The organism is Alloalcanivorax marinus (genome assembly GCF_016785095.1).
Classification (GTDB): domain Bacteria; phylum Pseudomonadota; class Gammaproteobacteria; order Pseudomonadales; family Alcanivoracaceae; genus Alloalcanivorax; species Alloalcanivorax marinus_A.
The window spans coordinates 317464-343559 of record NZ_JAEKJB010000009.1 but is presented as its reverse complement, the minus strand read 5'-3'; the positions used below and the strand labels follow the sequence as shown (position 1 = coordinate 343559).

The window sequence follows — 26096 nt, the reverse complement described above, 5'->3', positions numbered from 1 at the left end:
AAGGCTATCGAACGCAGGCGGCCGGTCGTACTTATATCGAATACTAGGAAAGATTGGGCGCCCAATGTATTTGTCACGAATAAAAATCGAGAACTTCAGGAATTTCTCTAGCCTTAATGTCGCGCTTGAAGGCAACATTGTTGTGGTCGGCGAAAACCGGGTCGGCAAAAGCAACCTTCTCTACGCGCTCCGCCTGATATTCGATCCAACACTCCCTGACAGTGCCCGCCAACTCGGTCTGGACGACTTCTGGGACGGGTTAGAAGAACCGGGCGAAGACGACAAGATCGTTGTGGCCGTCGAGATCAAGGACTTTGAGGACGACTTGGACGTCCTGGCGCAATTGACCGATTTCCGTCTTGATGACGACCCGGAGACGGTACGCCTCACATACGAGTTCCGGCCCAGAGGTGATCTGCAAGGCCCGCCAGCGTCAGAGGATGACTATGAGTTCGTCTGCTATGGGGGAGAGAGCGACACGAAGGCGTTCCGGTATGCGCGGCGACGTCGGATTATGATGGAGGTGCTTCCCGCGCTCCGGGATGCGGAGAGCGATCTTGCTATCTGGCGCCGGTCGCCGTTGCGACCGCTAATCGAAAGCGCGTTCAGTGGCGTCGAGCGGGACGACCTTGAGGAGATAAAGGACGCAGTTCAGGCGGCGACGGCCCGACTTGGCGACTTTGGGGCAGTGAAGGAGTTGGAGGAGAAGCTCGGTACGCGATTCGCGGAGATGAGCGGCCCTAAACAAGATATCAAACCCCGCCTCGGGTTCAGTGCTACAGAGGCCACGCGGCTCTACCGCAACATAAGATTACTGATTGATGATGGCCAAAGAGCGATCAACGAGGCCAGTCTTGGTTCTGCAAACATTGTTTTCCTCACTCTGAAAAGCCTCGAACTGCAACGCCAGATGAATGAGAACTTGCGGGATCACACACTCCTGGCGATCGAAGAGCCAGAAGCCCATTTGCATCCGCATTTGCAGCGGTCTGTCTACCGAGATCTTTTCAAGGATATTGGTGAGGATGACGAGAATAATCCTCTCTCGATCTTGCTGACCACGCACTCGCCGCACATTGCGAGCGTTGCGCCGCTGCGCTCCCTCGTGCTGCTTAAGGAGACTGTAAGCAATGGGACAGTCGGACATTCCACAGCAGGCATCTCCCTTTCTGATGCCGATGAAGAGGATCTTGCCCGTTACCTCGATGTCACAAGGGCGGAGATTATGTTCGCCCGCGGCATCATCCTGGTCGAAGGTGATGCCGAGAAGTTTCTGCTCCCGGTGCTTGCTGAAACAATAGGCCATCCACTCGATCACGCCGGCATTACGGTTTGCTCCGTTGCTGGCACGAACTTTGAGCCCTACGCGAGGTTCCTGACCGCGCTTGATGTGCCATTCTCGATTGTCACTGACTGGGACCCCGTTCAAGGTAAAAATCCTCTCGGTATGAACCGTGCTTTGAAACTAATCGCGGCCATTGAGCATGAGAGGACGGGTGAGGACCCCGCCGAGGTGGTGGATAAGCTCAAAAAACTCGCGAAGGAGGCGGATGAGGACGATTTTGGCGACAGATGCGAGGACTTTGGCGTGTTCACAAACACGCATACCCTTGAAGTCGATCTTTTCAGGAAAGAGGGCTTCAAAGCCGAAATTATTGCGGTACTGAGGGAACATAAATGGAGTCAGGAACGGCGAAGCTGGATCGATGGCTGGGAGGCCGACCCGGATACTCTGAATGTCGAGAACTATCTCAAGCTGATCGAAGCCGTTGGCAAGGGGCGCTTCGCGCAGCGCCTTGCTTCTCGTATAGAGGGCATTGAGCCGCCCGCCTATATAATGGGCGCCATTGAGTTCGTAGCAGATCGTGTCTGAGCGAGCGCTTTATCTACAGGCAGCGGAATCGCTGTATCGGAATCCCGGACAGTGGGCGGCTTACGATTCCCACGGCCATTGCGTTGTCCTGGCAGGCCCGGGCAGTGGTAAGACAAAGACCCTTACGGTAAAGCTCGCACGCCTCCTGGCCGAGGATGTCCAGGAACCGCGCGGTGTCGCGTGCATCACCTACAACAATGAGTGCGCGCGGGAGCTGGAGAGCCGATTGGCGGCCCTCGGAATCGAACCTGGCGGCCGTGTCTTCATCGGCACAGTCCATTCGTTCTCGCTGACTCAGATCGTACTGCCATACGCAAAGGTGGCGGGGCTTGGCCTTCCCGACGAGTTCAGCGTTGCGACGCAAAGTGAGCGGGCCCGCGCGCTTGAACGCGCCTACAGAAGAGTCATCGGGGGCCCTGATAACCCGCAGAGATGGGACTTCAGGATGGGTAATTATCGCAGAGCATTCCTAAACCGAAGTAGTGCCCAGTGGCGTGAGCGTGACCCCGAATTGGCGTTGCTCGTTGAAGCCTTTGAGGACGAGTTGAGGGCTATGGGGCTCATCGACTTTGACGACATGCCCCTTCTGGCAGTACAAGCGCTGCGCGCCAATGAATGGCTTCAGCGCGCCCTTCTTGCAAAGTACCCGGTCCTGGTCGTCGACGAGTATCAAGATTTGGGCCGCGCGTTGCACCGCATGGTCTTGGGGCTCTGCTTTGGTGCCGGGATGCGTCTGTTCGCTGTTGGTGACCCGGATCAGTCTATCTACGGATTCACTGGGGCACGTCCGGATCTGCTTCAGCAGCTTTCACAACGCGACGATGTTGAGACTGTCCACCTGCGTCTGAACTATCGTTGCGGATCTCGGATCGTGACTGCCTCGCACTATGCTCTCGGTGAAGACCGCAACTATGCAGCTGCCGAGGGAGCGGATGAAGGGGCGATACATTTCCATCCCCGAACAGGCAGCCGCCACCACCAGGCAGATAATCTCTTTTCTTCGCTGCTTCCCGAAATCAGGGAACGCATGCCCGATTTGCGGCTCGCCGATATCGCCATTTTGTACCCGACGGCAGCTATAGGCGATGCGCTGGCGAGCGCCGCGCAGAACCACGACCTAGCGGTGATAAGGACAGATGGGAATTCTCTTTACCCTCGATCGAGCCGCCTGATGCGCTGGTTGGAACAATGCGCCGAGTGGTGCTGCGAAGGTTGGCGCACTGGTGCGCCGCAGCTCAGCACTCTCATGAATGACGGGCTGCGCATTTTTTCAGAAGCCTTGACCACGGATGATAAGGTTCTTTCATTTCAGCGGCGGTTGCTAAAGGTACTGTGGGAACGACGGGATAGTGCCGTTCTGCTCCATCGGTGGCTTGTTGAAGTGCGACGGGAGTCAATTGCGGACTATCTTGAGAGATGCCGAACAATGAAGGACGAGCGCGAAACCCTTGGTGCCTTTATCGGACGTACCGAGCCCGATGGCGATTGCGCAGAGATGACCTTGGGGCAGTTTGCAGGAAGGGGCGAGGGAGAGAACTATATTCGCCTTTCAACGCTTCATAGTGCGAAGGGGCGTGAGTTCGAGGTTGTTATCATGTTCGGTATGAACGATGGGGTTATCCCGTGGCATAACCAAAGTGAAAAGCGGCTCTTGGAGTGGCGGAGGCTATTCTATGTGGGTTTTACGCGTGCGAAAAAGGAACTGCATATGATGTACACAGCCAATATTCCATCGCTGTTTGTGAAGGAAGTCGAGGAGCGGCTGAACGCTTATGAATAGTCCAAAGGCAAAGGCGCCCAAGAATGTCTGACCTTGTACCTGAGTATGGTGCCTAAGCTGTGAACAAAGGAATTTTGCCGAGAGCGGAGAGCATGAGGAAAGGTGATGTGCTATCCAAAAAGAGCGATGAAGTGGGCGTTATTCCTCCCGAGGAGGCGTGGTGGAGGTTAACTATTGGCAGTATTACCTCTCGTTCGAGGAAGATATTGATCGAATTTTCCGGTATATAGAGCCCTCTGAACACAATTTTTCAGTTTATTCTGTAGAGCTTACACGCTTATACTTGGCTATATGCTCCGAGATTGATGTACTTCTAAAAGCTTACTGCAAGCTGCTCGACGCAAGCTCTAATCCATCAAAGATCAATGAGTACGCTGAAGTAGCTGTTTCCTCAAATAAGAGGCTTTGTTCCGAAACTGTCAAGCTTCAGAGGTCTGGGATCTCGATGACGCCATTTTCGGGTTGGGAGCCAAGGTCCGCGCCAGTTTGGTGGAAAAAGCATAATGGTGTAAAGCACAACCGGGGCGCAAATTTCAAAGACGCCAATTTGGTAAATGTCCTGAACGCTCTGTCGGCATTGTATTTGTTAAACCTATACTATTATAACGAACGAAACTCAGTCGGTTTGAATGATCTAGGGTTTTCCGAGTCTCTGGAGAAAACGGCAGTATCTTTAGAATCACGTTTAGATGTTCTTAGGCTTGACAGTGTGTTTCTCGATATTTTTCAGAATTAATAAAATAAGCTGCGGCGATGGTCTTCCCGTCGCGGCGGAGCCTTCATTACAAAGATGGCGTGCTTTTAGCCCAGACGTTGTGTGCCATTGGTTTATAGGAGTTGCCGTGAACTGACTACGAACAGCGTTTCGGGCGCTGCGCCTGTTCGATCCTCAAGGTGAGACCTATCGGCATATCGGCGGCAATCACGACTATACTGGCCGGTGGTGGAATTGGACAAGGTGCTGCCGAAACTGGCTTGGTCGCCGGTCTTTTGTTGAACTTTAGGAACGATGGCTATCAGCCGATAAGTGTTTATCGGAGACGGCGGGGTACGGAATAAGAATCCATGGTTTCAATCTACGTCGGTGAACAAGACAAAACCAAGCAAATCAGTGACTGGCGTATACGCTGGAGCGAGAAATATAACTCGCTCCAACTGACGTGTTACTTCCCTTCAAAAAAGACTTTCACTCGCCCTCTTAGCGAGTGCCGGGTGGTGCCCACCCGTGAGCTAGGCTGTGCGCTTCTGAGAAAATCCGGCAGCTCGGTGGTCCGCCCCATTGAAAAGGCCACCATTTACGGTGATCGATATGCGGTCGTGTACTATCCGGGTACCGAAAGGCCCTACGTCCACAATGCCGATGAGGTGGCCTTCGTCCCGCCGACCGAGATGAAGGAATCGCCGGTCTTCGAGTATCTCACCGAGGTGGCGAGCGCCAGGCAGGATCGAGCGAGTTCTCAGACGCAGCGCGACATGGCGGCCAATATCGTCCGTCAGCTGGAGAAGCTTCCCGCCTGTGCGGACACCGCCTTGCACGCCTACTGCACCGGACATAATGCCGCCCAGGAGCCGGGTGAGGGGCTCATCTTTCCCTTCGGCCTTAACGAAAGCCAGCTGACGGCGGTGGAGCGGGCGTTTAGCGCGCAGATCAGCATGGTTGAAGGGCCGCCCGGCACGGGCAAGACGCAAACCATCCTGAACATTCTTGCCAATATCCTGCTTCGTGGTAAGACGGTGGCGGTGCTATCGAATAACAACTCGGCGGTCAGTAACGTCTATGAGAAGCTGGAAAAATGTGGCTTGGACCACCTGGTCGCCAAGGTGGGCAGCAAAGAGAATCGAGAAGCTTTCTTCAGCGAGCTCCCTCCCTGGCCAATCGCTGAACCTCAGCCCGAGCCAGCGCCGACTCTGGATAACATTCAGACGGTGCTCTCTACCCTGAAGCAACATCTCCACGACCAGAACCGAGCGGCGCAGCTTCAGGCGGAGATTGACGAGATAAAGATTGAGCGCGGCCACTTACAGCAATGCATGCAAGAGAACGGGATTGAGCCGGCCACCTCACTGGGGAAGTACGGTTTGTCGCCACGCCAGACCACGGATCTTATGGCTTACCTCTCTTACCTGGGAGACGCACCGGTCCGGCTAAAAGACCGTATGGTACTGCTGTTCAAGTTCAGGATTTTCCGTGTCCGACCCTTCGCCGAGGACGTTCGCCTGTCGGCTTTTCATGCCCTCCAGATGCACTACTACGATCAATCGCTACGGGAGAGGCAGGCCGAATGGGAGGCCTGCCGGAAGTCACTGGCGCGCGCTCGGTTCACAGATTTGCTGGACGCTTTGACGACCCAGTCGATGCGCTACCTCAAACATCACCTGAGCGAGAGAGCGCCGAAGCAGCAGGCCTTCGACGCGCGAACCTACCGAAAGCAGTTCGACGCCTTCGTCCGCCGTTTCCCGATCCTCGGCAGCAGCACACACTCCATTATCAATTCCATCGCGGAAGGCGCCATCCTCGACTACGTGATCATTGACGAGGCCTCCCAGCAGGACATCATCCCCGGCATACTGGCACTGGGCTGCGCGAAGAACCTGATCGTCGTCGGCGACAGTCGCCAACTGGCCCACATCCCCACGGAATCGGGCATTCAAGCTCCGGCGGATGAATACGACTGCGAGCGCCACAGCCTGCTGGATTCGTGCATAGACGTGTTCAAGGACTCACTGCCCAGAACCTTGCTGAAGGAGCATTACCGCTGCCACCCGCGCATCATCCAGTTCTGCAACCAGCAGTTCTACGACAACGCCCTGGTGCCGATGACGGAGGATAGAGGGGAAATGCCTCTGCGCCTGGTGATCACCGCCAAGGGCAACCACGCTCGACGCAATACCAATCACAGAGAGGTGGAATCCCTACGGAAGGTGCTGGACGACGAGGCACCGTCCGGCGGTGCTTGGGTGGATAAAGAGGGGCGGGGCTTCATCGCGCCGTTCCGCGCCCAGGTCAGGCTCTCGGAAAATCACCTGCCCGCTGACTTTGTCAGGGACACCGTCCATAAGTTTCAGGGACGTGAATGCGACGAGATCGTCTTTTCCACCGTGCTGGACAAGAAGCAATCCAGCCAGCGGCGGCTGGAGTTCGTCGATGACCCCCGCATGGTCAACGTGGCGGTGTCCAGGGCCAAGAACCGGTTCACTCTGGTGACCGGAGAGGACGTCTTCACCGCGAACAACGCCCACATCGCCGCCTTGGTGCGCTACATCGAATACTACGGCCAGGACGAGCATGTGAGTAGAGCGCCGGTGGTATCGGCATTCGATCTCCTGTACCAAGAGTACGACGAATCCCTGGCGCGCCTTAACGACAAGTTGCGGCCAGAGGATTCTCAACATAAGTCCGAGCAGATCGTGGCGCATCTGCTCCGCGAAGCACTATCCGATACTCGGTACCATGGGCTCATGTACCACGACCAGGTCTTGCTGAGTCAGGTGGCGTCATCGGCTAACCTCGAGTTGACGGCGCGTGAGAAAGAGTTCATGGCCAACGGCGCCAGCTGCGATTTCGTGCTGTACTTCAAGGTAGGGAAGCGCCCTTTCGGCGTGATCGAAGTCGACGGCGGCTCGCACGACGAACCGGATCAGGCCGAGCGGGACGCGGTTAAGGACAGCATTCTACAAAAGAGCAAACTCCCCATCCTCCGCCTGCGTACCGTTGAAAGTGGCATCGAAGGGAAGATCAAGCGCTTTTTAGCAACATCACTAGGGGTAAGCACCAAGGATGAAGCGTCTCTACCGGCTGGCTGGCAGGTGTCCGATTTCGATCGCGTTATAGATAGGCCGTAATGTAAAGACATGACGTGGACCTCAGCCCATGAAACGACGATGCTTTTTGCCTCCTATCCCCGAGTTCTCCATCGCTGCGGACCTCCTGTCGCTAGCGGCGGACCACTTGCTCTCCGGGGATCTGGAATCGTGCCAGAAATGTCTGATCCAGGCTGATCTGCGACCACTAAGGGAGTTTGCATACCTCCTTGCCGGCCCCATTAACCCGGTAATACACCGCCAAAAGAGTAACCCGTCATTTACTCCCGTACCCAAGAAAGATCGGCCGCGCATGCCAAATGCGGCTCAGAGTAAAGCCATTTTCTCAAGAGATGGTTACCGCTGCAGGTTTTGTGGATCGCGTGTGATTGTAAAGGGCGCACACCGAATATTCGCCAAGTTTTGTCCGCAAGAGGCCCGCGATGGCACCACGAACGAGGACAAGCATTTCGGACTTACAACATTGGCGGCCTCAATCGACCATCTATTGCCCTATAGTCGGGGCGGCACGAATGACGATCGCAACTTGGTAACGGCATGTGGGCCTTGTCAGTTTGGCCGAAATCAATGGACGCTTGAAGAAGTAGAGATAGAAGATCCCTGGAAGTATCCAGCTGTCATTGATGAATGGGACGGACTGACGCGATTAATGGTGATGAAGGGCAAGGCGCCTGTTGACCCCAACGTGTAAGCAATGAGGGTCGAGTCTTGCCTTTTCATACCCCGCTGGCGCGAGAAGGCTCGGCGCAAAGCCGGGCCACACGCTCACTGAAGGCGCTCCCGAACAATCGATAGCCACCCGTCCTCCACCGATACGGACACCGGGGCATCAATGGCGAACCCGGCCTGTTGTACCTTCGTGTAGCGTACTGTCAATATGGTCAGTGCCGATGATTGAGGCAAGGAGGTTGTGTGAGCGACATCGTTATTTTTGAGGAGGGCGCCGGGCCGGTGGAGGTTCGGCTGGAGGGCGAGACCGTCTGGCTCAGCCAGAAGCAGATGGCGGAGCTGTTTGATAAGAACGTTCGGACCATTAACGAACACGTGAAGAACATCTTCAAAGAGGGTGAGCTGGTCGAGGATTCAGTTATCCGGAAATTCCGGATAACTGCCGCCGACGGGAAATCCTACAACACGGCTCACTACAACCTCGATGTCATCATTTCCGTGGGCTACCGCGTCAAATCCCAGCGTGGCGTGCGCTTTCGCCAATGGGCCACCCGCGTTCTCCGCGAACATCTGACCCAGGGCTACAGCCTCAACGAGCACCGTCTGGCCCGGCAGGGCCTCGCCGAGCTGGAGCAGGCCGTGGAGCTGCTCGGCCAGACCCTGACCCGACAAGAGCTGGTCTCCGACATCGGTCAGGAGGTGGTCGGTCTGATTCTCGGCTATGCGCGCACCTGGCGCTTGCTCCAGGACTACGACGAAGGCGCGCTGGGCGTGCCGCCCGGGGCCCGCCCGGCCCGCGGTGTGCTGGGCGTGGATGAAGCCCGCCGTGCCCTGGATGCGCTGGCCGGCGAACTGCGCGAAAGGGGCGAGGCCAGCGACCTTTTCGCCCGGGACCGGGAAGATGGCCTGGCCTCTATCCTCGGGAATCTGGAACAAAGCATGTTCGGCGAGCCCCTCTACGGCACCCGCGAGGAACGCGCCGCGCACCTGTTGTATTTCGTGATCAAGAACCACCCCTTCTCGGACGGCAACAAGCGTTCCGGCGCTTTCCTGTTCCTGCTCTACCTGCGCCAGGAAGGCATGCGCCTGACCTTGAACGAGCAGGGCCTGACTGCCCTGACGCTGTTGATCGCCGAAAGCGACCCGAAGGCCAAGGATCTGATGGCTCGGCTCGTCATGAACCTGATTGCGGATGACAGCAATGTGGCCAGCAAGGATGAGACGAGTACCGAATGAAGGAAGTCCCGCTCAGGGCCAAGCTCACGCTTGGAGCGGTCTCATGGCAAAAAAAGCGACGCCCGGCACCGGTAAAGCCCCGGCCAACACCCTCACCCGGGGCCACAAAAAGAAAGCCCGCACCCAGCGGCAACTGCTCGACGCCGCCCTGCGCATCTACGCCCACGCCGGCGTCGGCGGCCTGGCCCTCAACACCCCCGCCGAAGAAGCCGGCGTCTCCAACGGCACCGTCTACAACGACTTCCGCTCCCGCGAACAAGTGCTCGAAGCCGTCGGCCTGGAACTCGCTGTCCAGCTCTCCGAACAGATCCTCACCGTCAGCGAAGCCGTCGACAGCGGCGCCGAACGCCTCATCACCGTGGTCCACTACGCCCACGAAGAAATGGCCATGAGCATGGTCATCTCCGCCTCCCTGGGCGCCATGAATCTGCTCGTGGAAGACGGCGAGGTGGAGCACGCCGACCGTATTGCGGCGGAGATGGTGCTGCAGGCGTTGGGGGTGTCGCCGGAGAAGGCTAAGGGGATTGCTGGGTTGGCGTTGCCGGGGGAGGGGGGGTAGCCCGCTTTGCCGGAGCGAAGGTGTTTGAGCTTCGATTTATCTCGTTTGGCTAATTAGTAAGGGCTTACTTAAAAGGCTGTTGGCGCTTGGGCGTTGACGGCCTTTTTGTTTTGGGCGCAGAGGATTGGCCGAGATGCCGAGAAGGGGTTGTTTGAAGCGTTTGTCAGTGGGTGGCTTTTCTGCTTTTATTTTGTGTCAGGGGAAATCAAGAAAAGAGATATGACGCTGGCGCGTTCATTGGATATGCGAGTTGGCGTACTAATACCTGTTAGCTTTGGGGTGATGTAATGCCGCTAGTTTGGTCAAAACCATATAAAATCAGTCAGCTTCTCCAGAACTGCCATAGCGAGGATCAGGACTGGCCACCACATGACAAAGGTGTATATCTCATTACCTTGCGTGACTGGAGGTCAGAGCCGTCACTCCGGAGTGGTCCTCTTTATATTGGCGGCAATACCGGGATGTCAGAAAGGTTTTGTACTCGGGTTGGCGATCTCATCGCAGATATTTATGGTTTCTTTGATGGAAATACAGGACACCATAGTGGCGGCCAGTCACTCTATTGGTGGTGTCAGGAAAATAAGGTTCACCCTGGTGATCTCCGTCTTGCTTGGGCTACTCGCGAATCTTGGTGCTCTCGATGCGCTGAAATCGAACTGGCATCTTTATTCGTCAATGAGTGGGCGAATCGTGCATCGGTCGGCTTGCTGAATAAGAATCGCCCCCCAGCTTGTGTCGAGCATGGATTAAGATGCCCATGAATTGAGCGCAACCTTAAGCTAAGCAATGCAGGCACGGCGACACCCTTTCCATTGCGCCTTCGGCTCTATGCCAAGGGCGCGTATGCTGCAACAGTTATGCATAAGGGGGAAGTTTGAGCACGTTTGGAGATTGGGAATTTCTGCTGGATGGTAACGCTCATGAACTAAGGCAGAGGGCCTCAGAAAAGGGCACCTTCTACTTCAATATCTATGGTGGCGTTGACGATTGGCTAGATTGTCCAAATGATGACTTCAGAATGACCACGCTCTATTGCGAGGGCGAAGATGACCCCAAAGTCATTTGGAAAATAGGGCACGAGCTAGTTAGCTTGTTCAACGGCGCATCTGTCCTCTTTAAGAAAGACTACCGGAAGGTTTCTATCCATAAACTCGCGCACAAGGGTGTGTCGGTTGCCTATGAACCGCCTTCCAGTATCTCTGCCTTACTAGGCGTGCCGCCTGGCGTTACTAGGCAGCAAATTGTGGATGAGTTCAATAACGGGAAAGTGTCCAGCGTAAAATTTCCCCTTATCCACTTGGCCACCGAGAACAAAGATATTTACTTTATCTTGAAGTACCTTGACATGCCCCCGGGCTGGGTTACCTATTACAAGCTGATGGAAGCCGTAGAGACTTTCGCAAAGGGGAAGAGCGTTGATCTTGAAACGGTCACGAATCAAAGGAAGGCATTCACTAATACATCAAACAATTTTTCGTTGTCTGGGCTTGATTCGCGGCATGGTTTCAAGGAATTAACGAAAAAGAACAACACTGCAGCTATGTCACTTGATGAGGGGCACGAGTTTGTTACCAAGATGGCAAAAACTTACATCAAGAAGGCCCATCTCAGTGCGCCATATGCATAGCAAATCCTTGCCCCCGAAATTTGAACAGCTGCCCATTTTGCTGTCGCAAGAACAGCCGCGCGTGCTGCGGTCGCTAGGCATGGCTTTATGACTTTAGACGACTGTGAAGAGATATTCCAGCAGGCTCTATCAAGCGAGTCTGAAGCAGCGTTTTGCTATGCAGTTGATCCGTTGTTCAACGAGTATGAAGTCCTTTCCCTCCAGTTAGGTCGTGGCAGCATGTTCTGGCGCGCGAGAATTGTAGAGAGTGAAATATACCCGAACATTTCTGATCTTCACTACCCGCCAGCTCGGTTCGCTAGGCAGGGAAGACTGAATGATCTTGGCTCGCCGTGTTTGTACGTCGCCACAAAAGAGGAGACGGCGCTCGTTGAAGTGGGTGCAAGGGGAGGCCAGTTGGTTCAGCTAGCAGGGTTTCGAATTAAGCGCGACTCTCCAATTCGGATGGCCGTCATAGGCGAATACGCGAATACGCAGAAGAATGGATACATGCATTTTGTCGGTAGTGACCCCGATATGACTATCGCAAAGATTCTCAACTCTATGCCTCGCCAAGAGGCCTTGAAGAAGATCTACATTGACAAGTTTTTCGCAAACGTCCTCGCCGATCCGGACGCCACCAATAACGGATACCTGTTCAGCCGAGCGCTGGGGAAAGCGATCTATTCGAGGATCAGTGCTGAGGCTATTGTCTTTCCGAGCGTAAAGGACCGCGGGGGATTCAATATCGCTGTCCAAGCAGAACCATCCGAAAAAAGTTTCCACAACGTCAGCTGTCTCGTAGTCCGAATAGGAAAGCCACGTAAGTATGGTTTAATTGAATTTGCGATAGTAAAATCCGCCGAGCGACTGGACGACGACTGGAACTTTGTGTGGCGGGAGGAGGGCAATCCAGCAGTGATTGGCATGTACAATATGAGTAAAGAGGAATTTGATATGGTGTCTTGCGATCCAGACGAGAAGAATAATCTTCTGAATATGCTGAACGCGCACACCAAGCGACGGTAGCCCGTGCCTAACAAATCAAAGCCTACACTGTGGCCCCCCCCTTTAGGGGGCAAGGGCTCATGCTTTGCGATTTCTGGGCCATGTAAAAGGGTGGCTGGGAGGCTAAAAACGACAACGGTACCGCCTCGAATATTTCCTGCAAGCAGGCGCTATACTTTGTGGGTTTCCCGGTCATTACGTCCCGAATTTCGAATGCAAAAATAGTATTCCCCCAGCGGTGTCGTGGGTGAATTCTGTTCGGGCTCGGGCGTCGCCAAGGCGATCCTTGTGCTCCGAGCCAAGACGGAGGGTAGTTACCCCGAAATCTTGAAAGGTGCGTTGCGACCAGTGGATTACGGCGTCATGCCTCGCCGTTCGCAAAATGCGGGTATAGATAATGCTCATGGATTCAGCTACCAGACAGCCTGCCAGGCTGAAAATTGCGAGGGCTTTATCCGGTAGCGCGCAAAGTTGCCGGCGTGCAGGCTCAGGACCTCATTTTCGACCACTTCCCGGAACCGCTGCCGGTCCTCTTGCGGAATATTCTGTTCCGCCCATTGGACAATACGGTTGAACGCCGCTCTCTTGCTCAGGCGCTCAAGCACAATATTCTGGACGACGTCTTGCAATGCCGAGCGATACTTTAACCGGAACGGGTCGGGTTCGCCGAGCGATTGTCTGACGGCGGTATAATGCGCCGCCGACCGCTCATAGGCCCATATGAAGACGTCCTTGAGCAGGTCGATCCGGTTCAGTTCATACACGCCGAGCATGGCTTCGGTATAGATATCAGCGGGTACCTCCGTGAAGGAGAGCGGGATCAGATTGGCTTTGATGAACGGTATATTCGCCGCCAGCCGGGAAACGCGCTTGTTTACGTCATCGAACGGCTGCAAATACGGCAACTGAACCATGATAAAGAACGCTTGCTCGAAGGGATCGTCGATGGCGCTGGCCGTCGCCAGGATCTTATCAAAATAGTCTTCAATCAGGGCCGGTACTTCGAGGGGGTGAAACACGGACTTCTCAATGCCGACCGCGATTCGGCGCAAGCGGCCTGTTGCTTCCGGGTCGGCCAGCAGGTTGTTGGCCAGCAGCGCATGAAGGTTCAGGATCGTATAGCGATTGAAGCCGATCTCCTCCGCCGAACCCACAAGAAATTCGATGGCGTCCTTGTGGTTCAGGATCATTTGCGACTCGACGTGCGCCTTACCCGCCGCCTCTTCCCCGAAGGTGATCAATCGCTTCGTATCAAGCAGAGAGTAGGTGTTCCCCTCCAGGCGGCTGGAGTTCCACGAAAGGTCGATCAGCAGGCGGTTCAGAATCTGCTTCGCATAGGTGCCCGCCGGCCGGGGCCCCGAGGGCGGCGTGCCGATTTCCCTAAGATGCGCGCGCTCGGCGGATGAAAGATAGCCCGTATGGTTGGGCCGGTACTGGTCAAGGAAGCTGTGTTGATATCCCGCCGGCTTGCGTGACCGAAGCGGTTTGCGCAAGGCGTTCTGGATCTCAGCGGCCTGGCGGGAGACGGGTATATCGCCCGCCGTTTCTTCGTGTGAGGGTTCCCGAACGCTGTGGCCGTTCCTCTGCCCGGTATCCGCGGGCAGGTATCGGACCCACCGCTTTTCCCCGGTCTTGATGAGCCGGCCCGCATCCACCAGGTGTTTTAAACGGTACTGGAGCGTGCGCCGGGGCAATGATTGCTCAAGGGCGTCCAGGACGGCTTGAAGGCCGACACCCTCAGGGTGGGCGGAGACCACCGCCTCAATGTCCTGTAGCTCTTTTTCAGGTATAGGTTTCGCCATGGTTGGTATGTTGCGCATTGGGGTTTATGCGCAATTAAAGCACGCATATGCGCAGCCATCAATGCTATGCGCAGCTAATGTTGCGCATAGGCGATTGGCGAAAGGCCGCGAGTCTGCCGCAGGTGACGACGAACTTGAAGGCTTCTTTATGGAAACAACCACCGTTGGGATGAAGCCCAAAGGCTTATCTATGCAGTCCGGCATGCTGAGTGTCAGCGCCCGTGTCAACTCCTGGCGTGCGATGCACTTGCGCCAATGGGCCGTTCTCGTCCTCTGTGAACACTTCCCCAAAGTTGCCGCCTGAAAGGCAGCCGGCAGGCAAGCGGCGGTAGGCTTTTGGGTTTGGGGAAGAGAGTTGGTCAAGATATCGGGAGGAAGCCTGCTAGTTAAGTTTGTAAGTGGCTGACTTTTCTGTTTTTATTTTACGTCAGGGGAATTCAAAAAAATGATATGACACAGGCGCGTTCACTGGATATTCGCGCCGTCGTCCTAATGCCTGTTAGACACCTAAATGAAAGATATCGACGGTATTCACGAAGTTCTGGAGGCTCTGCAGCCACACTGGGCGGACATTGAGGCTGACTTTGAGAGGCATAACCAAAGGTTTCTTCAGCTCGCTTCGGTCGATCACGACGCGATTGGTCGTGTGCTCAGAGCCCACCTAATCATCGAATCGTTTCTCAATACGTTCCTAGAAGTACAGCTCCACATCGAAAACATTCACACGGTAAAGCTGTCGTTTTTTCAGAAGGCGAAGCTGCTTCCAATACAAGGGTCAAGTGCTGCCGCCGTTCGCCCTGGGATACTTCAAGTTAACGCTGTTCGGAACAAATTTGGCCATCGCCTAGATCATCAAATTGAGCAGCATGAAATTAGCGCCGTATTCGAAATCCTTCATGCCGCACGCCCTGGTGTTAAGTTTTCCGGGCCAGTAGAGGCAATCGAAGCATTCTCGCCTGTCGCATGTGCATTTCTGGCTGTGCCGCCTCCAAATTTGCAAAAGCTTTTCATTGAAGCATTCTCAAATTTACGTTCACATGATCCTTATGAAGACGGTGCCTAACAACACGTTGCAGGTGACATTTGACCCGCTGCCCAATTTTGCTGCTGCAAAAGCAGGAGTCGCCTCAAATGCACCTGAACGTGGGCGTTAGATCCATTGAGCCCCATTTTCTCGAATGAACATACGCATTGGGTAGGAAATATAGGAATGCAATTCATCACGGACGGCCCTGACATTCCGGATGCGCTCTTGCAGGCCCACGAGGAAGGCCGCGTGGTGTTCTTCTGCGGTGCAGGAATTTCCTATCCGGCCGGCTTACCGAGTTTCAAAGGACTTGTAGAGAAAATCTACCGGCTGAGCGGGACGGCACTTTCGGATATTGAACGAGAGGCCTTCGAGCGAGGGCAGTTCGATGCCACACTTGATCTGCTCGAACGGCGCCTGCCGGGCCAGCGTCTGGCTGTCCGTCGCGCTCTGGCAAATGCCTTGAAGCCGAAACTCCGCCGCAAGAGGGCTACCGATACACAAGCGGCATTGTTGCATCTGGCGCGCAGCCGAGAGGGTGCGATACGTCTGGTTACCACTAACTTTGATCGTATCTTTCATGTGGCGGCCAAGCGCACGGGGCAAGCGTTCCAAGAGTACGCCGCTCCGATGCTACCAATCCCCAAAAACAGCCGTTGGAACGGGCTGGTTTATCTGCACGGCCTGTTATCCGAAAAGATGGAAGACACAGCCCTGAACCGTCTAGTTGTCACCAGCGGTGATTTTGGCTTGGCCTACCTCACAGAGCGCTGGGCGGCACGCTTTGTAAGTGAGTTGTTCCGCAATTACGTGGTCTGTTTCGTGGGTTACAGCATCAACGATCCGGTACTTCGCTACATGATGGATGCGCTGGCAGCCGACCGGATGCTTGGCGAAGTTACACCGCAGGCCTGGGCGCTGGGCGATTGCGAATCGGGGCAGGAGCAACGCAAGACCATCGAGTGGGAAGCCAAGGGCGTCACGCCCATCCTTTATAACGTACCCGCTGACAGTTACGACCACTCAGCGCTGCACCAGACTTTGCACGTATGGGCAGACACCTACCGCGACGGTGTGCAAGGAAAAGAGGCTATCATCGTCAAGCACGCCTTGGCCCGGCCACAGGACAGCACGCGGCAGGACGATTTTGTCGGGCGGATGCTGTGGGCCTTATCGGATAAATCGGGCTTGCCGGCTAAACGTTTCGCCGAATTCAATCCCACCCCTTCACTTGACTGGCTGTTGGAACCCTTCTCAGATGAGCGTTTCGGGCACGGCGATCTGGTCCGCTTTGGCGTGCCGCCTCGCGATGAAGGGGACGCTAAGCTGCGCTTCAGCCTGATTCGTCGTCCGGCCTCCTATGACCGCGCCCCATCCATGCTACTGGCCTCCGGTGGAATCACTGGTAGCCAATTGGATGACGTGATGTTCCATCTGGCCCGATGGCTGGTGCGTCACCTGGATGACCCGAGACTGGTCATCTGGATTGCGGACCGTGGTGGGTGGTTGCATGAACGTTGGTCCTGGTTAATCGAACATGAGCTGGATCGTTTTGCTTCATTAGAGCGTGATGGCAAGACCTCCGAGCTGAATGAGATCCGCTTGCATGCATCCAAGGCCATCCCTGGCCCCCTGATGCACACCTTGTGGCGCCTACTGCTTAGTGGCCGGGTGAAATCCCCATGGCACGACCCCGATCTGTATCGCTGGAATGGTCGGCTGAAGCGGGATGGGCTGACCACCACGCTGCGTCTGGAGTTGCGGGAGTTGCTTGCACCCAAGGTGGTCTTGAAGAAGCCGTTTCGCTGGGGTGACGACGACTCGAATAGCACCGACGAGCCTGCGCGGATCAAACAATTGGTGGATTGGGAACTCGTGCTGGCCGCTGATCACGTGCATTCTGCTTTGCGCGACTTAGCCGACGAGCACTGGACATCGGCCCTACCGCTCCTGCTGGAGGATTTTCAGCAGCTATTGCGTGATGCACTGGATCTGTTACGCGAGTTGGGTGAGGCCGACGACCACAGCGACCGGTCGCACTGGGATCTCCCCTCCATTACGCCACATTGGCAGAACCGGGGCTTCCGAGACTGGGTGAGCCTGATCGAATTGCTGCGCGATGCTTGGTTGGCGGTTCGCGCGAACGACAGCGTGCGCGCGACACGAATCGCACAGAGCTGGTTCGAATTGCCGTACCCCACCTTCAAACGCCTGGCCCTGTTTGCCGCCAGTCAGGATGGTTGCATCCCGCCCGAGCAGTGGGTCGATTGGCTGTTAACCGATGGGGCGTGGTGGCTGTGGTCCACAGATACGGGGCGGGAGGTGTTCAGACTGTTCGTTCTACAGGCGCGGCAGTTGGCAGAGGGCGCTCAAGAGCGTTTGGAGGCAGCCATCTTGGCGGGTCCACCACGCGATATGTATAGGGATGATCTGGAGCCGGATCGATGGCAAGACTTGGTGGCCCGCTCTATCTGGCTGCATCTGGCCAAGCTGAACACATCGGGCCTCGCTCTGGGAGCAAATGCAGCGGCACGCTTGGCCGAAATTTCCAATGTCTACCCGCAATGGCTGTTGGCAACCAACGAGCGTGACGAGTTCTCGCACTGGATGAGTGGCACTGGCGACCCGGATTACGAGGACAGCCGAGACGTCGACATTGCTCCCCGCAAGCGGCAGGAACTGGTGCAATGGCTCACAAAGCCGACGCCCGAACGGCGACCTTTCTACGAAGATACGTGGCGTGACGTTTGCCGCACGCGTTTCTTTCACAGTCTGTCCGCGTTGTGTGATCTGGCACAGGATGGCGTGTGGCCCGCTGGCCGATGGCGCGAGGCTTTGCAGGCCTGGGCCGAAGAAGGAACGGTGTTGCGCTCATGGCGATATGCAGCACCGCTGGTTCAGACCATGCCCGATGTCGTACTTCAGGAGATTGCTCACGGTGTAACGTGGTGGATGGAAGCTGCATCCAAATCGATCAACCGCCACGAGGACATTCTGCTGGAGTTGTGCCGTCGCGTGCTTTCGCTGCCGCTGGAAGCTGACTCAGGTTCCCGCATCATCCGTAATGGTGTCGAAACCTACGACCCCGTCGGTTCTGCAATCAACCACCCCATTGGGCATGTCACTCAGGCCTTGATCAATCTTTGGTTCAAGAAGAACCCGAATGACAACGATCTGCTTCCAGTCGACCTCAAACCCATTTTCACCACACTGTGCGACGTTCAAGAGGACCGATTTCGCCACGGCAGGGTACTGCTGGGTTCGCGGCTAATTGCATTTTTCCGCGTAGACCGTCCGTGGACCGAGCAATACCTGTTGCCGCTTTTCAGTTGGAGTAATCCGGCCGAAGCAAAAGCAGTGTGGGAAGGCTTCCTATGGTCTCCTCGTTTGTATCAGCCCTTGCTGATTGCTTTCAAGCCAGAGTTCCTGGAGAGCGCAAGCCGCTACGCCGATCTTGGCGAGCATCGGCAGCAATTCTCGGCGTTCCTAACCTATGTAGCATTGGGGCCGACTGAGGAATACGCCGCAGATGAGTTCCGATCCGCGATTGGTGAGCTTCCACAAGAAGGCCTAGAGGAATCCGCGCAGGCGCTCTCTCAGGCGCTTGAAGGTGCAGCCGATCAGCGTGAGGACTACTGGAAAAACCGTGTCCAGCCGTTCTGGCAACAGATCTGGCCAAAGTCCCGCGACTTGGCCACCCCGCGAATAGCCGAGTCCTTGACCCGGTTGGCAATTGCTGCCCGAGGCGAGTTTCCGGCGGCCTTGGCTGCGGTGCAGGACTGGCTGCAACCCATTGAACACCTTCACTATGTCGTTCATCTACTTGCCGAATCTGGTCTGTGTAAACGATTCCCAACGGAGGCACTGTTGCTGTTGAATTCAGTGATTGGCGACCAACAGTTGGCGCCCCGGGAGTTGGGGGGATGCTTGGACGACATCGTGCAGGCTGATCCACAGTTTGGGCAAGATGCTCGATACCAGAGACTAAGTGAATACTTTCGAAGGCGCGGCGTGTGAAAGTTGCGCCACGCGATCAGTGGGGTCTAACAAGGCAAATGCACGCTGACGGCAAAAAGCGCCACTTCGCTCTGCTTTTTGCCGCCGGTGATTTTCCACGTTAGCGGTTCGGTAGTGTTCATATGAAACGATATAGAATTTTCTCATTTGATTTTGATTCAAGGGCTCACAGCTTGGAGCCTGTGCAAGATCAGTGGGATGAGAAAGTAAAAGAACTGCATATGCAAAACAGAGAAAAGACTATCAAGGAGCTTGCAGAACAGTTTGGGAATTGGAATATCGAGCTGAAAGTTAAGAACTTTAAGGATTTGAAATTTAAACCGTTCTCCGTGGCAGCTTTCCATAATAAGTTTTTAGATCAGATCAGGAATTCATTTGTGGCGGGTGGTTATTATCCGGCTCTAACAGGGGCCTGTGCTCTAGGGGAAAGGATTCTTAACCATATGGTATTGCTGCTTCGAAACTATCACAAAGCATCGCCAGAATATAAGAATCTATATCGCAAACAATCATTTGATTATTGGCCCGTAGCGATAGATGCGCTGGAATCTTGGGGTGAATTGTTGCCAGAAGCTGCCGAAAAATTCAGGGATCTCAATGGCAAGCGTAATCACGCTATTCATTTTAACCCTGAAACTGATCGCAATGATCGAGAATTGGCATTGCTGGCTATTCACTCAGTTCAAGATATTGTAAGTGCTCAATTTTCTGCTTTTGGAACACAGCCATGGTACTTCTGTGTTCCAGGCGAGATGTACATAAAAAAGGAATGGGAAGATCGCCCTTTAATTAAACATATTTTCATACCAAATGCGGCGCTCGTTGGCCCCAAGCATAGAGTCGAAAGCATGATTCCTGAAATAGTTATAAATGATCGCTTTGAATATGAAGATCGAGAGATTTCCGATGAGGAATACATCGAGTTGCGCCAGCGCCGCTAACAACGCCCTGCTGTCGGACAAATTTTCCGCTGCGCTCCAAATTTTCCGCAGTGCGCGGCTCTAAGCGTATAGAACTATGAATCTTGAGAGCACGTTAAAAGTTTCACTTTGGATGGCAGGAGTTGCCACAATCTTAGTTGTGGGAACCTATTTCTATAACTTTCATGGTCCGTTATCTGACTCGCCTCAGGATTGGGCAAGTTTTGGCGGGTATATCGGTGGCCTTTTAGGCCCCTTTTATGCGTTCCTGGCATTCATCGGACTTCTGGAGACACTACGACAGTCCCGCCTGCAACGGGAGTTGGAAGGTTTAATAAATACCATCTACCAATTCGAGAGAGATCTTAACTACTGTGCAGGTTTGACTGTTACGTGTGATAGCCCTTGGATTTGGGGTAATGGTTTTGATGCTGCATCAGATATCAAGGAGTTGCCTCTTCGGACGCTGCTGGAGAGCGATAGCGTAGACTGGGAACAACACTTAGAAGAATTGCGAGATGGTTTGGTCTTTCGCATGCAAGCTGATGGAGCGCTGTTTCAAGACCGCGATATCTGGTTGAAGGCGAAACTGGCAGCAGAAGGCCTATTTAATCATTTAGAACTTTATCGGTCGAAGGGCGGGGAGCAGGCGGTGTGTGAGTATTATTATAAGGCATACGAAATACCAAAAAACCGGCTCGAGGCATCTGATTGGCCGAGAGCTTAGCAGTCGTCTGCGCAATGACTATTTTTACGCCGCTTGGCTGCTAAAAGTCGGCGGCGTGAGACACCCGTTATGACAAGGTATGTAGTGATGGTTATCACCTGAAGGTCGCCTTGCGCCAGTTCGCTCGGTCTCGTTGTAACTGCTAGCGATTTAGCAGAGCTGATTTGATTTCTTCTGCTCCCTACCGATAACACACCGCCGCAAGCAGTTCCGAATCAACCCAAACGCCCCAATAGCGGCTCCCGCGATAATGCCCGATCTCAATGTTCGGCTTGCGCTTTTTTATGATGCTTTCTCTGTCTGCTTGGTTAGCCATTGGTCTCATCCAGAAAGGCACAGGCCCACTGTTCCGCGTGACTGCGGCCCAATAAAGCGAGTCTTTTGGCATCCCTAATCGTTCTGTCTTCCGGGGCGGAAGCATCCAGCCGTTCGGCCAGTGCCGAGAAAAGCGCCTCCAAATAGTTAAACTGCTCAACGGCAAGGCAAGCGATATCGCAAGTCTCGCGCCGCTCCACATCGTACGGCTTGGTCATCTCCGCCTCCTTCTATTACTCCCCTTAAATCGACCCATCCAGTAGAGCGCAGACCAGGAATTACGGTCTACAGACGATAAGTAGCACTTTCCCGCTTTGTTGAGACAACCATGATCATCTCCTCCACCCATGATTACCGCCTCGCCGCCCAACGCCGCCTGCCGCCGTTCCTGTTCCACTACATTGACGGGGGCGCGTACGACGAGCACACACATTGCGCGCAATGTTGCGGATCTGCGCGATCTGGCGTTGCGGCAGCGTGTGTTGAAGGAAGTGGGGAGGTGAATCTGTCAGCGCGGCTGTTCGGCGAGCCGCTGGGCCTGCCGGTGGCGCTGGAGCCGGTGGGGCTCACCGGGATGTAAGCGCGGCGGGGGAGGTGCAGCCGGCGATAACGCGGTCTGTCTGGGCCACCGGACCCACCTGAAGGATTACGTCGGCTGTCTGCGCGAGAACTTTGATCCGTCCACCGGCTGATGGGGTCTGGGGTGGGTCCGCGAGTATTGACAGGGCGCATGCAACACTGCTGTCGCCCCTTGGCATTCAAGGGCCGCTTATGACCGCCGTGTGATTACTTGGGTTACCACCACTCCAAGAATTTCAATCTTCCTTTTGTCAGCAGGGATTGGGTCTAGCGGCATGAGCGGGTGGATTGAAAACAGTGCCCCCTGCGGCACCCCGGGTTCGCGAACGAAGCGCCGTAGGCCGGCTTCATTCTCTTTGCCGTGGAAGCGAAATATAATGTCATCGCCGTTCTCTACTTTTTCAAAGGTTGTGATGCCAGCGTCAAAAATTAATATTGATTCAGCTGGATAAGTTGAATTTTGGGGATGCGTAGCAGGGTATCGTGTTGCCCGATATTGATCGAAATCGGTTTTTACTACGGGTACGAAATCTCGGATGTTGAAATTTTGACCCCCTGTGCTCGAGCTAGGAGAATATCTTGGTAGATGAAAATTGGTGCCTGCTTGGAGGCTCCGCCAGTCTTCGATGAAGATTTGACTGACCTTTTCGGGTAAACCAATATCCTTTGCTTTTTGATATTGACTAGCAAGATGGTTTTGCGTTTCTTCTGTTTGACCCGTCGCTAACCACAAAGGGTCAAGCCGAAGCTCGGTCGCAAGGCGCTGGAGGGTGTTGCCTTGCGGGAACATCCTCCCGTTCTCGTACATGGAGATTGTTCGCTTGTCGACTCCAATTGACTCTGCTAGCTCTTGCTGAGTTAGCTTCTTCTCCTTCCTTGCGTCACGGACGCGTGTTGCGAACTCGGCGTTCAGACCGTCAATTATGTGAACCATGGTTGTCCCCTAGTGTGAAGATCATGAAAATCATAATGTGATGAGGGTAACAGGAAGAATATGATCTATATGATCAGGCGTCAATGCTCAGATGCGCCTTGTGGGCGGAGGAAGCCTTCCTCACCTAGATCGGGATTCATCGTACCTACATCGGTGCGGTGGAACGTGGCGAGCGCAATGTCTCCTTGGCGAACATCCTGCGTATCGCCAGGGCGTTGAACGTCTCCGCCGCCCAATTGTTCAATGAGGCCGGCCTTTAGTTCGTACCGGTTTCAAAGACTTCCTCCCCGAGCTGCCCGGTTCACAACCCCACCAGGAGACAACCATGATCATCTCCTCCACCCACGATTACCGCCTCGCCGCCAAGCGCCGCCTGCCGCCGTTCCTGTTCCACTACATCGACGGGGGCGCGTACGACGAGCACACCCTGGCGCGCAATGTGGCGGATCTGCGCGATTTGGCGTTGCGGCAGCGGGTGTTGAAGGAGGTGGGGGAGGTGGATCTGTCGGCGCGGTTGTTCGGCGAGGATGTAAGCCTGCCGGTGGCGCTGGCGCCGGTGGGGCTCACCGGGATGTACGCGCGGCGGGGCGAGGTGCAGGCAGCGCGGGCGGCGGCGTCGCGGGGCGTGCCGTTTACGTTGTCATCGGTGTCGGTGTGTCCCATCGAGGAGGTGCAGCCGGCGATGACGCGGCCGATGTGGTTTCAGCTGTATGTGCTGCGCGATCGCGGGTTCATGAAGAACGCACTGGAGCGGGCCTGGGCGGCGGGGGTGCGGACCCTGGTATTCACGGTGGATATGCCGGTGCCGGGGGCGCGCTATCGCGATCGGCATTCGGGGATGTCCGGGCCCTTCGCGGCTTGGCGGCGGGTGCTGCAGGCGGTGATGCACCCGCGCTGGGCGTGGGACGTGGGGCTGCACGGGCGGCCGCACGATCTGGGCAATGTGTCGGCCTATCTGGGCCACCGCATCCACCTGGAGGATTACATCGGCTGGCTGGGCGAGAACTTCGATCCGTCCATCGGCTGGCGGGATCTGGAATGGATTCGGGAGTATTGGAAAGGCTCGATGGTGCTCAAGGGCATTCTCGACCCGGAGGACGCCCGCGAGGCGGTGCGGTTCGGCGCGGACGGCATCGTGGTCTCCAACCACGGCGGGCGCCAGCTTGATGGCGTGCTGTCCTCGGCCCGGGCCCTGCCGGCCATCTCCGACGCCGTGCAGGGCGACCTGACGATCCTGGCGGATTCCGGCGTCCGCTCCGGCCTGGACGTGGTGCGCCTGCTCGCCCAGGGCGCGGACGGCGTGCTGCTGGGCCGCGCCTTCGTCTACGCCCTGGCCGCCGCCGGCGAGCAGGGCGTGGCCCATGTGCTGGACCTGATCGCCAGCGAGATGAAGGTGGCGATGACGCTCACCGGGGCGCGGGCGGTTGGGGAGATTTCGAGGGAGAGTCTGGTGCAAGCCGGCGATTGAATTCTGGTGCCGTGGCCCCTAATCCAAAATCGACGGCGACAAAACCGTCGCCTTCGCCAGATACTCGATATCCCCGGCTTCCATTCCCGCCGCTGAAAACAGCGCCTTCCAGTGTTTCTCCACCACCTGCTTCATGGCGTCGACGCATTCGGCGGCTTCCCGTTCGCTCAGACCAAACCGCTCCGCCTGGCTGAGGGCGTTGTGGAGCGTGGCCGCGCGGCCCTGGTGGCCGACGGTCATGGCCAGGTCCGCGGAGTAGCCCAGCCGGGGCTGGGGGCAGATGTCGTAGCCGGGGGTGAGGTCGAGGGCGGTGCCGTCCCAGAAGCAGGCGTGGTTGCGGGCGTGGTCGTCGGTGTTGCCGATCAGGATGTTGAAGACCATGCGCCGGAACAGCTCCGGGCCGTCCCGTTCGAAGTCCCGGGCGTATTGGCGCAGCACGTCGGCCAGTTCCAGGTAGCTGGCTTCGCCGTTGCGGACGGCGTATTCGTCCAGGTCCAGCAGGGTCATGGCGCTGAGCATGTGGCGGCGGGTCGGGTGGCCGGTTGCGTTGGTGTCGCGGTCGAAGCGGCGGACCAGCAGTACGTCCTTGCCGGAGACTTCCAGGACGCGGGTGTCCGCCACGTTCAGGCCGGCTTTGGCGGCGAGCCGCATGGCGCCGCTTTCCGCGGCGATCATGTTGAGGGTGTCCCGGCTGGAGCTGAATTTGGCGACCAGCCAGGACTTGCCGCGCCGGAACAGCACCTTGGGGCGGGCGCCGCCGATGCTGGTGCCGTGGTTCAGGGCGGCGTCCAGGTCGTCATCCAGTTCCTGGCCGCGTTCCATCCGTTCCGCCGCTTCCAGGGCGTCCGCCAGTGGGCGGATCGGCTTGGCGCGGGGCGCGTAGGCGTCCGGTCGGTCGGTGGCGTCCAGGGCGCCAATGCGGTCGGCGCCGGCGCCGAGCAGGTAATCAATCTCTCCGAGCTCGCCTTCGAGGCGGTAAGGGGCCTCGCCGGTGGGATCGAGGGTTTTCGCGATTTCCCGCTGGATGATGCGCCGGCCCCAGGCGTCCGGCGCCGCGTCGCGCACGGCGCCGCTGAGCTCGTGGTCGAGGACGTAGGGCTCACCGGTGAGCTCGCCCAGGGGGCGGCCGGGGATCGAGAGCGGGATGGCATCCGGCCGGGCCAGGTAGCTTTTGCCGTAGCGGAACACGTATTCGGCGCCGTCCCAGGCGACCACGCCGCACACCACCGGTTCCGCCTGCCCCGGTGGAAAGAGCCAGAGGTAGGCGCGATCAGAAATCATTGTCGACGTCCTGGGGCCGGAACCGGCGCCGGCTGGTGGGGCGGCGCGCGCCGGCGCGGTTCTCGGCGACCCGGTAATACCCTTTTGGGGTGGGCTGGCCCGGTTGGGGCAGGGTCGCCAGCAGGGGCAGGTCAAGCAGCCACAGGGCCGCCACCACCAGGCCGACGTCGACCTTCGGGTCGCCTTTTTCCAGGGCGCTCACGTGCCGCCGGTCCACCTTGCCCAGGCGCGCGCCCAGGTCGGTCTGGGACCAGCCGCGCGCCTTGCGGGCCTCGGCGATCAGGGCGCCGGTGTCGCGCAGGGCATCGAGAATCTGGGCCTTTTGATAAACGGGAGAATCGACTGTCCGGGGCATTTGATCACTAAAACGTACAAATTGGCGTTAAATGTACGTTATGGCGTTCCTTGTGATTCGTCAAGGTCGCCTTTATGCCTTGTGTACTTATTAATGTACATAAGGCGTCATTTTGTAC

Annotated in this window: 21 protein-coding genes; 16 read left to right on the top strand and 5 right to left on the bottom strand. The window is 56.3% G+C overall.

What is annotated here, in order from left to right; genetic code table 11:
* Positions 1–64 precede the first annotated feature (64 nt).
* From JF515_RS13270 to JF515_RS13235, 8 genes are all read left to right on the top strand, one after another.
* Positions 65–1873, top strand: a complete 1809-nt coding sequence (locus JF515_RS13270; RefSeq protein ID WP_203104912.1) for an ATP-dependent nuclease — start codon at positions 65–67, stop codon at positions 1871–1873.
* On the top strand, positions 1866–3653 hold the full coding sequence (locus JF515_RS13265; protein WP_203104911.1) for a UvrD-helicase domain-containing protein: 1788 nt from the start codon (positions 1866–1868) through the stop codon (positions 3651–3653). The genes JF515_RS13270 and JF515_RS13265 overlap by 8 nt, the downstream gene beginning before the upstream one ends.
* A 1065-nt stretch (positions 3654–4718) precedes the next feature.
* On the top strand, positions 4719–7496 hold the full coding sequence (locus JF515_RS13260) for an AAA domain-containing protein (protein ID WP_203104910.1): 2778 nt from the start codon (positions 4719–4721) through the stop codon (positions 7494–7496).
* Positions 7497–7524: 28 nt separating this feature from the next.
* A complete protein-coding gene (locus JF515_RS13255; protein WP_203104909.1) occupies positions 7525–8166 on the top strand; it encodes an HNH endonuclease in 642 nt (213 codons plus the stop codon).
* Between the two features lie 221 nt (positions 8167–8387).
* Positions 8388–9380, top strand: a complete 993-nt coding sequence (rhuM, locus tag JF515_RS13250; RefSeq protein ID WP_203104908.1) for a RhuM family protein — start codon at positions 8388–8390, stop codon at positions 9378–9380.
* A 43-nt stretch (positions 9381–9423) separates the two neighbouring features.
* Entirely contained in the window at positions 9424–9939 is a 516-nt protein-coding gene (locus tag JF515_RS13245; protein ID WP_203104907.1) for a TetR/AcrR family transcriptional regulator, read from the top strand.
* Positions 9940–10813: 874 nt separating this feature from the next.
* Positions 10814–11566, top strand: coding sequence for a hypothetical protein (locus JF515_RS13240; RefSeq protein WP_203104906.1), 753 nt, complete (start codon positions 10814–10816; stop codon positions 11564–11566).
* An 87-nt stretch (positions 11567–11653) separates the two neighbouring features.
* The gene (locus tag JF515_RS13235) at positions 11654–12574 is read left to right on the top strand and encodes an RES family NAD+ phosphorylase (RefSeq protein WP_203104905.1); all 921 of its coding nucleotides are present in this window, start codon (positions 11654–11656) and stop codon (positions 12572–12574) included.
* A 392-nt stretch (positions 12575–12966) separates the two neighbouring features.
* Here the strand turns inward: JF515_RS13235 and JF515_RS13230 are convergent, their stop codons facing one another.
* Positions 12967–14355, bottom strand: a complete 1389-nt coding sequence (locus JF515_RS13230) for a Fic family protein (RefSeq protein WP_203104904.1) — start codon at positions 14353–14355, stop codon at positions 12967–12969.
* Between JF515_RS13230 and JF515_RS13225 the strand changes: the two genes are divergently transcribed.
* From JF515_RS13225 to JF515_RS13205, 5 genes are all read left to right on the top strand, one after another.
* On the top strand, positions 14354–14659 hold the full coding sequence (locus JF515_RS13225) for a hypothetical protein (RefSeq protein ID WP_203104903.1): 306 nt from the start codon (positions 14354–14356) through the stop codon (positions 14657–14659). The two genes, JF515_RS13230 and JF515_RS13225, sit on opposite strands and share 2 nt — an antisense overlap.
* 207 nt (positions 14660–14866) lie before the next feature.
* Positions 14867–15418 carry a hypothetical protein gene (locus tag JF515_RS13220; RefSeq protein WP_203104902.1) on the top strand — a complete coding sequence of 184 codons (552 nt, stop codon included), beginning with the start codon at positions 14867–14869 and terminating at the stop codon, positions 15416–15418.
* 147 nt (positions 15419–15565) lie between these two features.
* The gene (dsr1, locus tag JF515_RS13215; protein WP_203104901.1) at positions 15566–19399 is read left to right on the top strand and encodes an anti-phage defense-associated sirtuin Dsr1; all 3834 of its coding nucleotides are present in this window, start codon (positions 15566–15568) and stop codon (positions 19397–19399) included.
* A 122-nt stretch (positions 19400–19521) separates the two neighbouring features.
* Positions 19522–20340, top strand: coding sequence for a hypothetical protein (locus JF515_RS13210; protein ID WP_203104900.1), 819 nt, complete (start codon positions 19522–19524; stop codon positions 20338–20340).
* Positions 20341–20416: 76 nt separating this feature from the next.
* Positions 20417–21046, top strand: a complete 630-nt coding sequence (locus tag JF515_RS13205; RefSeq protein WP_203104899.1) for a hypothetical protein — start codon at positions 20417–20419, stop codon at positions 21044–21046.
* A gap of 308 nt (positions 21047–21354) precedes the next feature.
* Here the strand turns inward: JF515_RS13205 and JF515_RS13200 are convergent, their stop codons facing one another.
* Complete coding sequence (locus JF515_RS13200) at positions 21355–21579, bottom strand: hypothetical protein (RefSeq protein WP_203104898.1); 225 nt, start codon at positions 21577–21579, stop codon at positions 21355–21357.
* 110 nt (positions 21580–21689) lie between these two features.
* On the opposite strand from JF515_RS13200, the gene JF515_RS13195 reads away from it, so the two are divergent.
* Positions 21690–21941: an alpha-hydroxy-acid oxidizing protein gene (locus JF515_RS13195; protein WP_203104897.1), complete on the top strand. Its 252-nt coding sequence runs from the start codon at positions 21690–21692 to the stop codon at positions 21939–21941.
* 189 nt (positions 21942–22130) lie between these two features.
* On the opposite strand, the gene JF515_RS13190 is transcribed toward JF515_RS13195, so the two are convergent.
* Positions 22131–22874, bottom strand: coding sequence for a LexA family transcriptional regulator (locus JF515_RS13190; RefSeq protein WP_203104896.1), 744 nt, complete (start codon positions 22872–22874; stop codon positions 22131–22133).
* A gap of 128 nt (positions 22875–23002) precedes the next feature.
* Here JF515_RS13190 and JF515_RS19625 point away from each other — a divergent pair, with 128 nt between their 5' ends.
* Both JF515_RS19625 and lldD read left to right on the top strand, forming a co-directional pair.
* Positions 23003–23134 (top strand): helix-turn-helix domain-containing protein, encoded by a 132-nt coding sequence (locus tag JF515_RS19625; protein WP_203105001.1) that lies wholly within the window; start codon positions 23003–23005, stop codon positions 23132–23134.
* A gap of 65 nt (positions 23135–23199) precedes the next feature.
* Positions 23200–24342: an FMN-dependent L-lactate dehydrogenase LldD gene (gene lldD / locus JF515_RS13180; protein ID WP_203104895.1), complete on the top strand. Its 1143-nt coding sequence runs from the start codon at positions 23200–23202 to the stop codon at positions 24340–24342.
* 18 nt (positions 24343–24360) lie between these two features.
* Here the strand turns inward: lldD and JF515_RS13175 are convergent, their stop codons facing one another.
* Positions 24361–25623, bottom strand: a complete 1263-nt coding sequence (locus JF515_RS13175) for a type II toxin-antitoxin system HipA family toxin (protein WP_203104894.1) — start codon at positions 25621–25623, stop codon at positions 24361–24363.
* Complete coding sequence (locus JF515_RS13170) at positions 25613–25978, bottom strand: helix-turn-helix domain-containing protein (protein WP_203104893.1); 366 nt, start codon at positions 25976–25978, stop codon at positions 25613–25615. The genes JF515_RS13175 and JF515_RS13170 overlap by 11 nt, the downstream gene beginning before the upstream one ends.
* Positions 25979–26096: the final 118 nt, after the last annotated feature.